We start from the raw sequence: 13,640 nt of genomic DNA, 5'->3' as shown, positions 1-13,640 counted from the left end.
CCCGTGAGAGAGAACGGCTCGGCGGCCCTGCGCGCCTCGGTCGCCCTCACCGTCCTCGTCGCCGGCTACGTCGGCCTGGCGTACTTCCTCGGCCGCCACGTCCCGGCCAACACCAGCGTGGCGGGCGTCCCGATCGGCGGCATGAGCCCGGTGTCGGCCGAGCGCACCCTCGACCGGGCGCTGGCCGACCGCCGCGACCAGAAGGTGGTCCTCGTGGCCGGGGACGCCAGGCAGGAGCTCACCCCTGCCGAGGCCGGGCTGCGCCTCGACCTGCCCGGCACCGTCGAGGGCCTCACCGGGTTCTCGCTCAAGCCCGCAGACCTGTGGGCGCACCTGACCGGCGGGGGAGACCAGAAGCTCGCCGTCGCGGTCGACCGGGGCAAGCTCGAGGCGGCGGTCCGCGGTGCCGCCAAGGCGCTCGACACCCCCGTCGTCGAGGGCGCCATCACCTTCCCCGGCGGCAAGGTGGCCGTCGTGCAGCCGGTGCAGGGACGTTCCGTCGACGTGGGCCGGACGGCCGACGCGGTCGCCGTCCGCTGGCCGGCCACGACTCCGGTCACGGCCGCGCTCGCCACCGTCGACCCGAAGGTGTCCGCCGACGAGCTCGACCGCGCCAACCGCGAGTTCGCGACGCCGGCGGTTTCCGCGCCGGTGACCGTCGTCGTCGGCTCCAAGCGCTTCACGGTCGAGCCCGCGGCATACGCCCCGGCGCTCGCGGTCACCGCGGACGACTCGGGCCGGCTCTCGCCCCAGGTCGACGAGGCCAAGCTCGTCGCCGCCGTCCGCAAGGCCGCCGCAGCGGCCGGGCTGGAGAAGGCGGCCCGCGACGCGAAGATCACCTTCAGGGGGACCACTCCGGTGGTGCAGCCGGCGATCGTGGGATCCACTCTCGACGACACCTCGGTGAAGAGCGCCTTCGTCCCCGCGCTGACGGCCCCGGGCCGCACCGCCACGGTCTCCGCCAAGGTCGTCCAGCCGAAGCTGACGACCGCGCAGGCGGAGAAGATCAAGCCGCGCGAGGTGATCTCGACCTTCTCGACGCAGTTCCCCTTCAACCCGCCGCGCACGGAGAACATCACCATCGCGGCCCGCACGCTCAACGGCACCTACGTGGCGCCGGGGCAGACGTTCAGCCTCAACGCCGTCCTGGGTCAGCGCACCGCCGCGAAGGGCTACAACCCGGCCCCGGTCATCGTCAACGGCCGGCTCACCAAGGACTACGGCGGCGGCATCTCCCAGCTCTCGACGACGCTGTTCAACGCGATCTTCTTCTCCGGTGCGCGGATCGAGGAGCACCACCCGCACTCGTTCTACATCTCGCGCTACCCCGAGGGCCGCGAGGCGACGATCTCCTGGCCCGACGTCGACAACCGGTTCACGAACGACACCGGCTACGGCATCCTCATCCAGGCCGGGGTCTCGGGGAACTCGGTGACGGTCACGTTCCACGGCACCAAGGTGTGGGACATCAAGGCCGTGAAGGGCCCGCGGCGCAACGTCGTCCAGCCCCGCAAGATCACCGACGACCGGGCATCCTGCGTGCCGCAGACCCCGACGCCCGGGTTCGACGTCACGGTCACGCGCATCTTCCTCAAGGGCGGCAAGCAGGTGAAGACCTCGCAGTTCAACACGCACTACATCCCCGAGGACGACGTGCGCTGCACCAACCCGAAGGCCGGCTGAGACCGCTCAGTCGCGCACGAGGTGGGCGTAGGGGTCCGGCCGCTCGGACACGCTGCGCAGCACGCAGAACTCGTTGCCCTCCGGGTCGAGCAGGGTGGCCCAGCCACCACCGTCGTCCTTGCGCAGGTCCTGGTGCATGGTCGCCCCCATGTCCAGAAGACGCTCGACCTCCTCGTCCCGGGTGACGTCCTGCGGGTAGAGGTCGAAGTGCAGCCGGTTCTTGACCGCCTTGCCCTCGGGCACCTCGATGAACAGCACCCGGGTCCGGCCGTCGGGGGAGAAGATCATGCACTCCTCGTGCCCGGGCAGGTTGGGGTCGCGCGGGTCCTCGGAGAACCCCAGGACCGCGCACCACCAGACGGACTGGGCGTGGGCGTTCCGGCTGTCGACGGACGTGTGCATGATCCGGCTGGTCATGCGACGACCGCCGCAGGACACGAGCGGGCGCCAGCGAGCGAGGCCCGCACGGCAGAGGAGCATGGCCGAGGAGAGATGGTCATGACGCGCAGCCTTGCGTCAGCGGGCCGCCCGCGCCACCCGTTATCGCGGCTGGGTGAGGTAGACGTAGCTCGAGTGGGTGTCGAAGCCGAGCCGTCGGTAGAGCCGGATCGCGGTGGCGTTGTCGTGCTCGACCTGCAGGTGCACCAGGTGCAGGCCTCGGGCCCGGGCGGCGGCCGCCAGTCGGGCGGTGAGGTGGGCGGCGAGGCCGCGACCCCGGTATGCCGGGTCGGTCCAGACCGCCCCGAGTCCCGCCCAGCCGTGGGCGATGCCCATGCGGCCCAGTGCGATCGGGGTGGCCCCCGCGGCGTCGGCGTCCCGGAGCCCGAGCTTCTGGGACAGCCCACCACCGGGACGGACCTGCCCGAACAGGTGCTCCGGGCTGCCGGTGACCACGCGCTCGCTCACCCCGGGGACGGTCGATCGGGTGCGCAGGTAGGTCGCCAGCCACTCCGGCGGCGCATCGTCGGACACGAGCACCTCCGGGCCACCGGGGTCGGCCGCGGCGACGCGCTCGGTCGAGGCCGTCAGCACCAGCGTCCGGCTGCCCTCGGTGTACCCGCGGCGCAGGAGCAGGGCACCGAGCGGGTCGTCGCCGGGGTCGAAGCCCTCGGGGCCCGCCAGGGCGAGCTTGGCCGGCAGGCCGCGCCCGGCATACCAGGCCTCCACCTGGTCCACCGCCTGCTCCAGGGGCATGCCCGGGTCGCCCACCGGCACCACCGAGTTGCCCCGCTGGGTGAAGCCGGCCGAGGCCCGCAGCTCCCACTCGCCGATCCTGTCGCGCTCGAGGGCGCCCCACGCGGGTGCCATGACGCGCTGGAGGTCGTCCACCGAGACGGCGAGGTGGGCGGCGCCGCGGCGGGAGGGGCGGGGCGGCACCACCTTGGCGGCCGTGACCCGGTCCCGGGGCACGCGCACGGGCCCGCGGCTGGTCTCCACGACGAGGGCGTCGCCGGTGAGGTCCACGAGCGTGCCGACGGAGTCCGTCAGCGTCGCGCCGGTGGCGGCGTCGGGGGCGTCGAGGCGCCACCGGACGACCACCCGGGCCCCGACGTGGAGGTTGCCGACATCGCCTGACACACGCCGCATAGTATGTGCGGCATGACGTACGTGATCGCCCAGCCTTGTGTGGACCTCAAGGACAAGGCCTGCATCGAGGAATGTCCCGTCGACTGCATCTACGAGGGCGAGCGCTCGCTGTACATCCACCCCGACGAGTGCGTCGACTGCGGTGCGTGCGAGCCGGTCTGCCCGGTCGAGGCGATCTACTACGAGGACGACGTCCCCGAGCAGTGGGCCGACTACTACAAGGCGAACGTCGAGTTCTTCGACGACCTGGGCAGCCCCGGTGGTGCTGCCAAGCTCGGCGTCATCAACAAGGACCACCCGCTCATCGCCGACCTCCCCCCGCAGTCGCACGACGAGTGAGCGCGGAGGTCCGCGCGTGACCTCACGCGTCCTCCCCGACTTCCCCTGGGACTCGCTCGCTCCGTACAAGGAGCGGGCGAGTACCGTGCCCGGGGGCATGGTCGACCTGTCCGTCGGCACGCCGGTCGACCCCACCCCGGACGTCGTCCAGGAGGCCCTGCGCTCGGCCGCCGACGCGCCCGGGTACCCGCAGACGTACGGCACCCCCGCCCTGCGCGAGGCGGTCGCCGGCTGGTTCGCGCGGCGGCGCGGGGTGCCCGACCTCGACCCCGCCGGGGTGCTGCCGACCGTGGGCAGCAAGGAGCTGGTGGCGTGGCTGCCCACGCTGCTCGGCCTGGGGCCCGGTGACCTCGTGGGCTTCCCCTCGGTGGCCTACCCGACGTACGACGTCGGGGCCCGGCTCGCCGGTGCGACCCCGACCGTGGTCGACGGGCTCGCAGCCCTGGGCCCGCTGACGCCCGCGACGACGCCGAAGCTGTTGTGGCTCAACACCCCCAGCAACCCGACGGGCAAGGTCCTCGGCGTCGAGCACCTCGCCAAGGTCGTCGCCTGGGCGCGGCAGCACGGCGTCGTCGTCGCGAGTGACGAGTGCTACGCCGAGCTCGACTGGCGGGAGGACTCGGAGGGACCGACCACGCCGTCGATCCTCGACCCCCGCGTCACCGGTGGCTCGCACGAGGGGCTGCTCGCGGTGTACTCCCTGAGCAAGCAGTCGAACCTCGCGGGCTACCGCGCCGCCTTCGTCGCCGGCGACGTCGCCCTGGTGCGGCAGCTGCTGGAGGTGCGCAAGCACGCCGGGATGATCGTGCCGTGGCCCGTCCAGGTCGCGCTGACGGCGGCGCTCGGCGACGACGAGCACGTGGCCGAGCAGAAGGCCCGGTACGCCGCCCGCCGGCAGGCCCTCAAGGCCGCGGTCGAGGGCTTCGGCCTCAGGGTGGACTCCTCCGAGGCGGGTCTCTACCTGTGGTCCACCCGGGGTGAGGACGCGTGGGAGACGGTCGCGGCCCTGGCCGACCGGGGGATCCTCGTCGCGCCCGGCACCTTCTACGGGCACCGGGGCCGGGAGCACGTCCGCATCGCCCTCACCGCGTCCGACGAGCGCATCGCGGAGGCCGTCCGCCGCCTCGGGGCCTGACCAGCCCGATTCCCGGCCGCGAGCACGGTTGGGGTAGCGTCGCAGGCGCGACGAGCGCCCCGACGCACACCCGACGGGTGCCCGCACACACTCGTGGAAGATGGGACACACACATGACTGACGCAACGGCTGGCGCCACCCTGACGGCCGGCGGGAAGACCCTCGAGCTCGGCCTGGTCAAGGCGACCGAGGGCAACGACGGCTACGACGTCTCCAAGCTGCTCAAGGAGACCGGCAACGTCACCCTCGACACCGGCTTCGTCAACACCGCATCCTGCAGCAGCGCGATCACCTACATCGACGGTGACGCCGGGATCCTGCGCTACCGCGGCTACCCGATCGAGCAGCTCGCCGAGAAGTCGAGCTACCTCGAGGTGTCCTACCTCCTCATCTACGGCGAGCTGCCGACCCAGCAGCAGCTGGACGACTTCGACCAGAAGATCCGCCGCCACACCCTGCTGCACGAGGACCTGCGCGCGTTCTTCAACGGCTTCCCCCGCGACGCGCACCCGATGCCGGTGCTGTCCTCCGCGGTCTCGGCGCTGTCGACCTTCTACCAGGACAGCCTCGACCCGTTCGACAAGGAGCAGGTCGAGATCTCGACCGTCCGCCTCATGGCCAAGCTCCCGACGATCGCGGCGTACGCCTACAAGAAGTCCGTCGGCCAGCCGTTCCTCTACCCGGACAACTCGCTGTCCCTGCCGGAGAACTTCCTGCGCATGACGTTCGGCTTCCCGGCCGAGCCGTACGACCTCGACGAGGACATGGTCAAGGCGCTCGACCTGCTCCTCATCCTGCACGCCGACCACGAGCAGAACTGCTCCACCTCGACGGTCCGTCTCGTCGGCTCCTCGCAGGCCAACCTCTTCGCCTCGGTCTCGGCCGGCATCAACGCCCTGTTCGGCCCGCTCCACGGCGGAGCCAACCAGGCCGTCCTGGAGATGCTCAGCTCGATCCACGAGAACGGCGGGGACGTCGACACCTTCGTGAAGAAGGTGAAGAACAAGGAGGACGGCGTCAAGCTGATGGGCTTCGGCCACCGGGTCTACAAGAACTACGACCCGCGCGCCGCCATCATCAAGAAGACGGCCGACACGATCCTCAACAAGGGCGGCGTGCAGGACCCGCTGCTCGACATCGCGCTCCAGCTCGAGCAGCGCGCGCTGGAGGACGACTACTTCGTGGAGCGCAAGCTCTACCCGAACGTCGACTTCTACACCGGCCTCATCTACAAGTCGATGGGCTTCCCGACGCGCATGTTCACCGTGCTGTTCGCCCTCGGCCGCCTGCCGGGCTGGATCGCCCAGTGGCGCGAGATGATCGAGGACCCGCAGACCAAGATCGGCCGCCCGCGGCAGATCTACACCGGCCACACCGAGCGCGACTACGTCGGCATGGGCGAGCGCTGACCCGACGCCCACGCACGCTCCTCGACGCCCCCGGCCCACGGCCGGGGGCGTCGTCGTGCCACCGGCACCGGGCGGCCGGACCTCACCGGGCGAAAGGGGCGAATCGGTCGTAGCCTTCGGCGCATGAGGCGCACCTGGGCGGCAGCGGTCGGCACCCTCGGTCTCGCGGCGGCGGCAGCCGTGGCGAGCTCCCCGGCGACGGCCTCCCCGCCCGGCCACGACGCGGCCCCTGCCGCAGGTGCCCGCTCGGGCTCCACGGTCGGTGCCCGGCCCAGCGGGGTCGCGCCCACAGGCGGCCCGCTGGACCTGGGCCCGGCCGGCCTCCCCGAGACCCGCACCGTGCAGCAGGTCGAGCCGGGGGTCACGTGGACCCGGATCACCCGGGGCGCGCCCGACGCCTCCGTCCCGTGGGTGGTCGAGGTGAGCATCCCCTCCGGAGCGAGCAGCCCCGACCCGGACGCCCCGCCGCGTGCCATCCAGGACGAGGCCAGCGCCCGCGCGTTCGCCGACCGGCTCACCGCGGCCGGCTTCCCCGCGCAGGCCCAGCAGGTGCTCCAGCCGGCCGTCGCCGACGTCCCCGCCGGGGTGCTCGGCTGGCGGGTGCGGCTCACGACGACCTTCGGCAGCCAGGCACAGGCCACGGCCGAGGCCGCCCGGCTCAAGGCCGCCGGCTTCTTCGGCCGTGCCTGGTATGCCGGGTGGGACGGCACGTCGACCGCCAAGGGTCCGTGGACGGTCAACGTCGTGACCATCGACCCCCGGACGTTCCGCGGGACCCTGGCCGGCACGTTCGGCCCGACCATCGAGGCGCGCGAGACCCCGACCTGGCTGTCGCGGTACGAGAAGGCGAAGGTCGCGATCAACGCCGGCTTCTTCGTCCTCGACCCGAAGGCCGGCGCCGAGGGCGACCCGGCCGGCGCCGGCGTCTACGACGGCCGGCTGGAGTCCGAGCCGGTGGGGACCCGTCCCGTGCTCGTCCTCGACCCGCGCGCCCGCCACACCGAGGTCGTCCGCCCCACCTGGAAGGCGAGCGTGGGCCTGCCGTCCGGCCGCCAGGTCCTCGACGGTCTCAACCGGGTCCCAGGCCTCATCCGCAACTGCGGTGGCACCGCGGACGACCAGCCGACGTCCCTGCCCCTGCACGACTTCACCTGCACCGACGCCGACGAGCTGGTGCTGTTCACTCCCGCCTACGGGGCGAGCACGCCTGCCGGCCCGGGCGCCGAGGCGGTCCTCGACCGCTCCGGCCGCGTCGTCTCCGTCGCCTCGACCCGCGGGGTCGCGCTCGCGGGCGGCCAGCGGTCGCTCCAGGGCACCGGGGCCCGGGCGGCGCTGGTGGCGGCGCTCCGCCCTGGCCAGCGAGTGGGCGTGCAGACCGGGCTGACCGACGGCCGGCGGCCGCTGGCGCTGCCCGGCACGGCGGTGCTCAACGGCGGCCCGGAGCTGGTCCGCGACGGGCAGGTCCACGTGACCCAGCGCCAGGACGGCATGGTCCACCCGGGCGAGCCGAGCTTCGCCTACGGCTGGGTGCTCCAGCGCAACCCCCGCACGTTCGCCGGGGTCGACGCGGCGGGTCGCACTCTGCTCGTGACCGTCGACGGCCGCCAGCTCGGTGAGCTCGGCCTGTCGATCCCGGAGACCGCGGCGGTCGCGCGGTCGCTCGGCATGGTCGACGCGATGAACCTCGACGGTGGCGGGTCGACCGCGATGGTCGTCCGCGACGAGCTCGTCAGCCACCCGTCCGACGCCGCGGGGGAGCGCCCGGTCGGCGACGCCATCGTCGTGCGCTGACGGCGCTGGGGTGCAGCCGGGCTGGGTCGAGCCTCAGCCCGTGCCGGCGAACCTGACGACGACGGTGTCCTTGCCGACGGGCGTGCGGGCCGCCTGCCAGCTCCAGCCGTCGGCGCCCGTCGTCCGGGTCCACGTCCGCGACCCGACGGTCACCGACGTCGCGCCGAACTGCTCGGCCTTGGCCACGGCATACGCACCGGCGCTCCAGGCCCGCCGCTCGGAACCGGCGCGTGCCGTGAGGGTCGTGCCCTTGACCGAGGAGGTGACGCCCAGCTCGGCGGCCAGCGCGCTGCGCAGGGCGGCCGGCTTGCCGTCGGTGGCGTCCTTGAGGCGGCAGCCCAGGCCACCGGGGGAGTGGCCCGAGAGGGTCGAGGCCAGCAGCCGTCCCTCCTGCTCGTGCTCGGCGTAGGCCTCGGGGTAGGCGCTCTTCTGCACCTTCTGCGCGATCTCGGTGATCCGCATCTGCTCGTAGCCGTCGATCTTCACGAGGGCGTCGTAGAACTTGTTCGTCGCGTAGACCGGGTCGAGGATCTGCTTCTCGGTGCCCCAGCCCTGGCTCGGGCGCTGCTGGAAGAGCCCCACGGAGTCACGGTCGCCGTAGGCGAGGTTGCGCAGCTTCGACTCCTGGATGGCCGTGGCGATGGCGATGGTGGCCGCCCGGGCGGGCAGGCCCCGCTTCTCCGCGACCGCGTCGATCGTGGCCGCGTATGCCGTCTGGCTCGGGTCGAACGTGACGCTCTTGCCGAGGGCCGTGGCCTTGCACTCGGGGCCGCCGAAGCTGTGCAGCAGGCCGCGGATGCCGACGACGCCGGCCCCGACGACCGCCACCACGAACAGCAGCAGCACCAGCCGGGTCAGGAGCCGGCGCATCCCGCGTCGGGGGCGGCGCTGCTCGGCGAGGGGTGCGCGTCGCCTGGGGGTGGACATGCCTAGTCGTTGGCGTGGAGCGCGGAGTTGAGCACGATGCCGTGCCCGTCGCGGGCGAGCGCCTCGACGGTGCCCGTGACGGAGTTGCGGCGGAACAGCAGGTTGTCCTGCCCGGAGAGCTCGCGGGCCTTGACCACGCGCCCGTCGGTCAGGGTGACCTTGGTGCCGGCCGTGAGGTAGAGGCCGGCCTCGACGACGCAGTCGTCGCCGAGCGCGATGCCCAGCCCCGACTCCGCCCCGAGCAGGCAGCGCTCGCCGATGCGGACGCGCTCGGTGCCACCGCCGGACAGGGTGCCCATGGTCGAGGCGCCGCCGCCGACGTCGGAGCCGTCGCCGACGACGACACCCTGGGAGATGCGGCCCTCGACCATGGAGTGGCCGAGCGTGCCGGCGTTGAAGTTGACGAAGCCCTCGTGCATCACGGTGGTGCCCGGCGCGAGGTGCGCCCCCAGTCGGACGCGGTCGGCGTCGCCGATGCGGACGCCGGCGGGCACGACGTAGTCGACCATGCGCGGGAACTTGTCGACGCCGAGCACCTGCACCGGCCCGCGTGCCTGGAGGCCGGCGCGGGTCAGCTCGAAGCCGTCGACGGCGCACGGCCCCTGGGTGGTCCACACGACGTTGGTCAGCACGCCGAACAGGCCGTCGAGGTTGACCGTGTTGGGCTCCACCAGGCAGTGCGAGAGCAGGTGCAGCCGCAGGTAGGCGTCGCACGGGTCGGCCGGTGCCGCGTCCAGGTCGACCTCGATGGTCACGACCTCGCGGCGCACGCGGCGCACGTTGTCCTTGCCCACGAGCGCCTCGAGCGCCTGCGGCACGTCCGCGCCGTCGGGGCGCCCACCCAGGGCGGGCTGCGGGAACCATGCGTCGAGCACGGCTCCGTCGTCGTGGATCGTGGCCAGGCCGTGTCCCCAGGCGGTGCGCTCGCTGCTCATGGCGACCAAGGGTACGAGAGGTGCGGCGCGCTCCGTGAATCCGCAGCCCGACTAGGGTGGCGGGCATGTCGAGCAGCCCCCAGAGCACCCCCGGAAACGCCGCCACCGCCCCCGTCCTCGACCTGTCCGCGGACGTCGTCACGCTCACCGCGGCGCTGTGCGACATCGAGTCGGTCAGCCTCGACGAGGCGACCGTCTGCGACGCCATCGAGGCGGCGCTGGCGCCCTTGGGGCACCTCACGACGACGCGCATCGGCAACACGCTCGTGGCCCGCACCGACCTCGGCCGCGCCGAGCGGGTCGTCCTGGCCGGGCACATCGACACCGTGCCGTTGACCACGGACCCGGCGAACCTGCCCACCCAGCGCCGGGGCGAGGAGCTGTGGGGCCGGGGGACGGTCGACATGAAGGGCGGTGTCGCCGTGCAGCTCAAGGCGGCCCTGGTCGCCGAGCCGTCCCGCGACCTGACCTTCGTGTTCTACGAGGGCGAGGAGATCGACAGCCAGTACAACGGCCTGCTGCACATCCACCAGCAGCGGCCCGACCTCATCGAGGACGCCGACTTCGCCGTCCTGCTCGAGCCGACCGGCTCCATCGTCGAGGGCGGCTGCAAGGGCACGCTGCGCGCCGAGGTCGTGACCAAGGGCATCGCCGCCCACAGCGCCCGTCCGTGGAACGGGCACAACGCGATCCACGACGCCGCCGAGGTGCTAGCGCGGCTCGTGGCGTACGAGCCGGAGACCGTCGAGGTCGACGGCCTGGAGTACCGCGAGGCGATGAACGCCGTCGGCATCGCCGGTGGCATCGCCGGCAACGTCATCCCCGACCGGTGCGTGGTGACCGTCAACTACCGGTACGCGCCCGACAAGTCCGAGGACGACGCCGCTGCCGTCGTCCACCAGCTCTTCAGCGACTTCGTCGTCACCATCGTCGACAACGCCGGCGGAGCCCGGCCGGGGCTGGACCGCCCGGCCGCCCGGGCGTTCGTCGACGCCCTGGAGGTCGACGTCGTGGCCAAGCAGGGCTGGACCGACGTGGCGCGGTTCGCGGCGATGGGCGTGCCCGCGGTCAACTTCGGCCCGGGCGACCCCAACCTCGCCCACCACGACGAGGAGCGGGTGCCGGTGGCCCAGCTCGAGTCCGCGGAGGCCGCGCTCCTGCGCTGGCTCGCCTGATCCCGGTCCGGCCCGCCGGCCGGAGGCGGCCGGTCAGCCGGAGGCGGCCGGCCGCGGGCGGTCCCCGGCCTACCTCGAGGGCTGCTCGCCGAAGGCCAGCGGCTCGCGCGAGACGAGGTACGTCGCCCAGTTCAGCTTGAGCACCGCGCCGTCGGGCCCCCGGGTGACCCGCAGCAGCTCGCCGCGCTCGCGCCCGGAGACCGTGCGGTAGGTGTCCTCGTCGAGGCGCTCGAACACCGACGGCGCACGGTCCGCCGGCGCGGCGTCCGCCCTGGCCTCGAGCCGTCCCTCGCGGACGCTGAAGGTGTAGCCGCTGCCCTCGGAGAACCACCGGCCCAGCAGCGGCACCAGGTGCGCGGGCACCGACGTCCCCGGCTGCCACGCGGGCTCCTCGGCCGGGTCGTGGTCCACGACGTGGTCGCCGAGCGCCAGGGCGAAGGCCGTCGGGTCGGGGGAGGAGGAGCTGTTCATGAGGACGATGCCGCCCGTGCCGCTCTCGCGGTGGGTGAAGACCCCGCTGACCTGACCCGGCATGCCGCCGGTGTGCCCGACCCACGTGCGGCCCCGCGGCGAGCGCACGAGGAAGAAGCCGAGCCCCATCGCGCCGGTCCAGCCGTCGGGGTCGGTCATCAGCTGCGGCTGGGTCATCTCCTCGAACGTGTCGGGGGACAGCACCGACGGGTCGGGGTCGGCCACGAAGCCGCTCCACCGCGCGAGGTCGGACACCGTGCTCACCAGGGCGCCGCACGGCGCCATCGCCCGCAGGTCCACCACGGGCTCGACCTGGGGGACGTCGTGGAAGGGGGACAGGTGGTACCCCGTCGCCCGCGGGCCGTCGTCGAAGCCCACCGTCGTGCGGGTCATCCCGAGCGGCTCGAGGATGCGCGCCCGCAGCGACTCCTCCCACGGGCGGCCGTCGAGCCGCGCCACGAGCTCGCCGAGCACGGCATACACGACGTTGGAGTAGTGCCAGCGGTCGTGGGGGCGGCCGACCCGCTCGATGGCGTTGAAGTCGGCCATCAGCGTCGCGAGGTCGGGCTGCTCGAGGGTCTCCCAGATGTCGCCGAGCGGCTCCCGGGCGAGCCCGGTCGCGTGGGCGAGGGCCTGCCGCACGGTCGCCCGCTGGGTGACGCCGGGCAGGTGCTCGTCGAGCCGGTCGTCGAGGTCGAGCCGTCCCTCGTCGCGCAGCGCCATGACGAGCACAGCGGTGAAGGACTTGGTGTTGGAGGCGACGAGGAACTGGTCGTCGGGGCCGGGCGCCCGCGGCGCGGAGACGTCGACCGTCCCGATGCCGTCGGTCCAGAGCAGCTCGCCGCGACGCACCACCCCGGCGGCGACGCCGGGGACGCGTCCGGTCCGCTGGCGCTCGAGTGCGATGGCGCGCAGCCGTCGGCGGGTGCTGTCCTGCAGGGTGCTGTCCACCTCCGCGACCCTAGCGGGCAGCGCGCAGTTCCCGAGCCCGTCGGCCGCGGTGGCCTAGGTTGGCCGTGTGAGCGACCACGAGGACCTGAGCCACACCGGAGACGACCTGGGGCAGACCGCCGGGGCCACCGAGTGGGACGTCGAGTACCGCACCGGGCCGGTCATGCTCCGCGGGTCGCGGGTGCCCGGCACCACGACCGACCAGCGGCTGCTCGACTCGCGGGGCCCGACCGACTGGGTGCACACCGACCCGTGGCGCGTCCTGCGGATCCAGAGCGAGTTCGTCGAGGGGTTCGGCGCGCTGGCCGAGCTCGGCCCGGCGGTCTCGGTCTTCGGGTCGGCGCGGACCAAGCCCGGCACCGAGTTCTACGAGCTCGGCGCCGAGGTCGGGCGCCGGCTCGCCGAGGCCGGGTATGCCGTGATCACCGGTGGCGGGCCCGGCGCCATGGAGGCGGCCAACAAGGGCGCGCACGAGGCGGGCGGCGCGTCGGTCGGGCTCGGCATCGAGCTGCCGTTCGAGCAGGGCCTCAACGAGCACGTGAACCTCGGCGTCAACTTCCGCTACTTCTTCGCCCGCAAGACGATGTTCGTGAAGTACGCCCGCGGCTTCATCGTGCTGCCGGGCGGGTTCGGCACCCTGGACGAGCTGTTCGAGGCAGTGACCCTGGTCCAGACGCAGAAGGTCACCTCGTTCCCGATCGTGCTCATGGGCACGGGGTACTGGGGCGGGCTGTTCGACTGGCTGCGCGGCACGGTCCTGGAGGCCGGGACCGTCAGCCCCCGGGACGTCGACCTGCTGCACCTCACCGACGACGTGGACGAGGCCGTCAGGATCATCCTGGAGGCCGACGAGCAGGTGGCGGCCAAGCGGCCCGAGTAGCTGCGTCGGGCAGGGCGGGCCGAGCTCGGGCGACCGGGGATGGACGCGGCGCCGGGCGCCCGGGAGAATGGGGCGATGACCGTGTCGCCGCTGCCACGCCTGGGCGACGTCGTGCTCGGCCGCGACGTCGCGGGCCGCACGCTGCGGATCTCCGGCCACCCGGCCAGCGGCCGGGTGGTGCTGTCGATCTGGCAGGACTCGGTGTGCAAGGCCACCGTCCGGCTCGCGCCCGAGGATGTGCCGCACGTCGTCGAGATGCTGACCCGCGCAGCCGCCGCCCCGGCCCTCGCCACGGCCGACGTCCCCGAGGCCGGATCGGCGGGCTGACTAGGTCCCTCCCAGCCGGACGTGCGACGA

13 protein-coding genes are annotated in these 13,640 nt (G+C 73.2%); 8 read left to right on the top strand and 5 right to left on the bottom strand.

Annotated elements, in window-relative coordinates; translation table 11 throughout:
• Nucleotides 1–3: 3 nt before the first annotated feature.
• A complete protein-coding gene (locus RKE38_RS14300; protein WP_316008154.1) occupies nucleotides 4–1,683 on the top strand; it encodes a VanW family protein in 1,680 nt (559 codons plus the stop codon).
• A 6-nt stretch (nucleotides 1,684–1,689) separates the two neighbouring features.
• Here RKE38_RS14300 and RKE38_RS14295 read toward each other — a convergent pair whose 3' ends face one another.
• A complete protein-coding gene (locus RKE38_RS14295) occupies nucleotides 1,690–2,100 on the bottom strand; it encodes a VOC family protein (RefSeq protein WP_316008153.1) in 411 nt (136 codons plus the stop codon).
• Nucleotides 2,101–2,223: 123 nt separating this feature from the next.
• Nucleotides 2,224–3,261 (bottom strand): GNAT family N-acetyltransferase, encoded by a 1,038-nt coding sequence (locus tag RKE38_RS14290; RefSeq protein WP_316008152.1) that lies wholly within the window; start codon nucleotides 3,259–3,261, stop codon nucleotides 2,224–2,226.
• A gap of 21 nt (nucleotides 3,262–3,282) precedes the next feature.
• Between RKE38_RS14290 and fdxA the strand changes: the two genes are divergently transcribed.
• The 4 genes from fdxA to RKE38_RS14270 all read left to right on the top strand — a co-directional run bounded on the left by fdxA (nucleotide 3,283) and on the right by RKE38_RS14270 (nucleotide 7,944).
• The gene (gene fdxA / locus RKE38_RS14285) at nucleotides 3,283–3,609 is read left to right on the top strand and encodes a ferredoxin (protein ID WP_310154534.1); all 327 of its coding nucleotides are present in this window, start codon (nucleotides 3,283–3,285) and stop codon (nucleotides 3,607–3,609) included.
• A gap of 16 nt (nucleotides 3,610–3,625) precedes the next feature.
• Nucleotides 3,626–4,744: a succinyldiaminopimelate transaminase gene (gene dapC / locus RKE38_RS14280; RefSeq protein WP_316008151.1), complete on the top strand. Its 1,119-nt coding sequence runs from the start codon at nucleotides 3,626–3,628 to the stop codon at nucleotides 4,742–4,744.
• A gap of 113 nt (nucleotides 4,745–4,857) precedes the next feature.
• Nucleotides 4,858–6,153 carry a citrate synthase gene (locus RKE38_RS14275; protein WP_316008150.1) on the top strand — a complete coding sequence of 432 codons (1,296 nt, stop codon included), beginning with the start codon at nucleotides 4,858–4,860 and terminating at the stop codon, nucleotides 6,151–6,153.
• A 123-nt stretch (nucleotides 6,154–6,276) separates the two neighbouring features.
• Nucleotides 6,277–7,944 carry a phosphodiester glycosidase family protein gene (locus RKE38_RS14270; protein ID WP_316008149.1) on the top strand — a complete coding sequence of 556 codons (1,668 nt, stop codon included), beginning with the start codon at nucleotides 6,277–6,279 and terminating at the stop codon, nucleotides 7,942–7,944.
• Between the two features lie 33 nt (nucleotides 7,945–7,977).
• On the opposite strand, the gene RKE38_RS14265 is transcribed toward RKE38_RS14270, so the two are convergent.
• Together RKE38_RS14265 and dapD are read right to left on the bottom strand one after the other, a co-directional pair.
• The gene (locus tag RKE38_RS14265) at nucleotides 7,978–8,871 is read right to left on the bottom strand and encodes a hypothetical protein (RefSeq protein ID WP_316008148.1); all 894 of its coding nucleotides are present in this window, start codon (nucleotides 8,869–8,871) and stop codon (nucleotides 7,978–7,980) included.
• Nucleotides 8,872–8,873: 2 nt separating this feature from the next.
• Nucleotides 8,874–9,806: a 2,3,4,5-tetrahydropyridine-2,6-dicarboxylate N-succinyltransferase gene (gene dapD, locus RKE38_RS14260; RefSeq protein ID WP_316008147.1), complete on the bottom strand. Its 933-nt coding sequence runs from the start codon at nucleotides 9,804–9,806 to the stop codon at nucleotides 8,874–8,876.
• Nucleotides 9,807–9,871: 65 nt separating this feature from the next.
• Here dapD and dapE point away from each other — a divergent pair, with 65 nt between their 5' ends.
• Nucleotides 9,872–10,981, top strand: coding sequence for a succinyl-diaminopimelate desuccinylase (gene dapE, locus RKE38_RS14255; protein ID WP_316008146.1), 1,110 nt, complete (start codon nucleotides 9,872–9,874; stop codon nucleotides 10,979–10,981).
• Nucleotides 10,982–11,050: 69 nt separating this feature from the next.
• Here dapE and RKE38_RS14250 read toward each other — a convergent pair whose 3' ends face one another.
• Nucleotides 11,051–12,403 (bottom strand): serine hydrolase domain-containing protein, encoded by a 1,353-nt coding sequence (locus RKE38_RS14250; RefSeq protein ID WP_316008145.1) that lies wholly within the window; start codon nucleotides 12,401–12,403, stop codon nucleotides 11,051–11,053.
• 163 nt (nucleotides 12,404–12,566) lie between these two features.
• Here RKE38_RS14250 and RKE38_RS14245 point away from each other — a divergent pair, with 163 nt between their 5' ends.
• Together RKE38_RS14245 and RKE38_RS14240 are read left to right on the top strand one after the other, a co-directional pair.
• On the top strand, nucleotides 12,567–13,283 hold the full coding sequence (locus RKE38_RS14245) for a TIGR00730 family Rossman fold protein (protein WP_316008348.1): 717 nt from the start codon (nucleotides 12,567–12,569) through the stop codon (nucleotides 13,281–13,283).
• Between the two features lie 75 nt (nucleotides 13,284–13,358).
• A complete protein-coding gene (locus RKE38_RS14240) occupies nucleotides 13,359–13,610 on the top strand; it encodes a hypothetical protein (protein WP_316008144.1) in 252 nt (83 codons plus the stop codon).
• Nucleotides 13,611–13,640: the final 30 nt, after the last annotated feature.

Source organism: Phycicoccus sp. M110.8 (assembly GCF_032464895.1).
In the GTDB taxonomy this organism is placed as follows: domain Bacteria; phylum Actinomycetota; class Actinomycetes; order Actinomycetales; family Dermatophilaceae; genus Pedococcus.
Note: the sequence above shows the minus strand (reverse complement) of the source record. Positions and strands in the feature narration are given on the sequence as shown.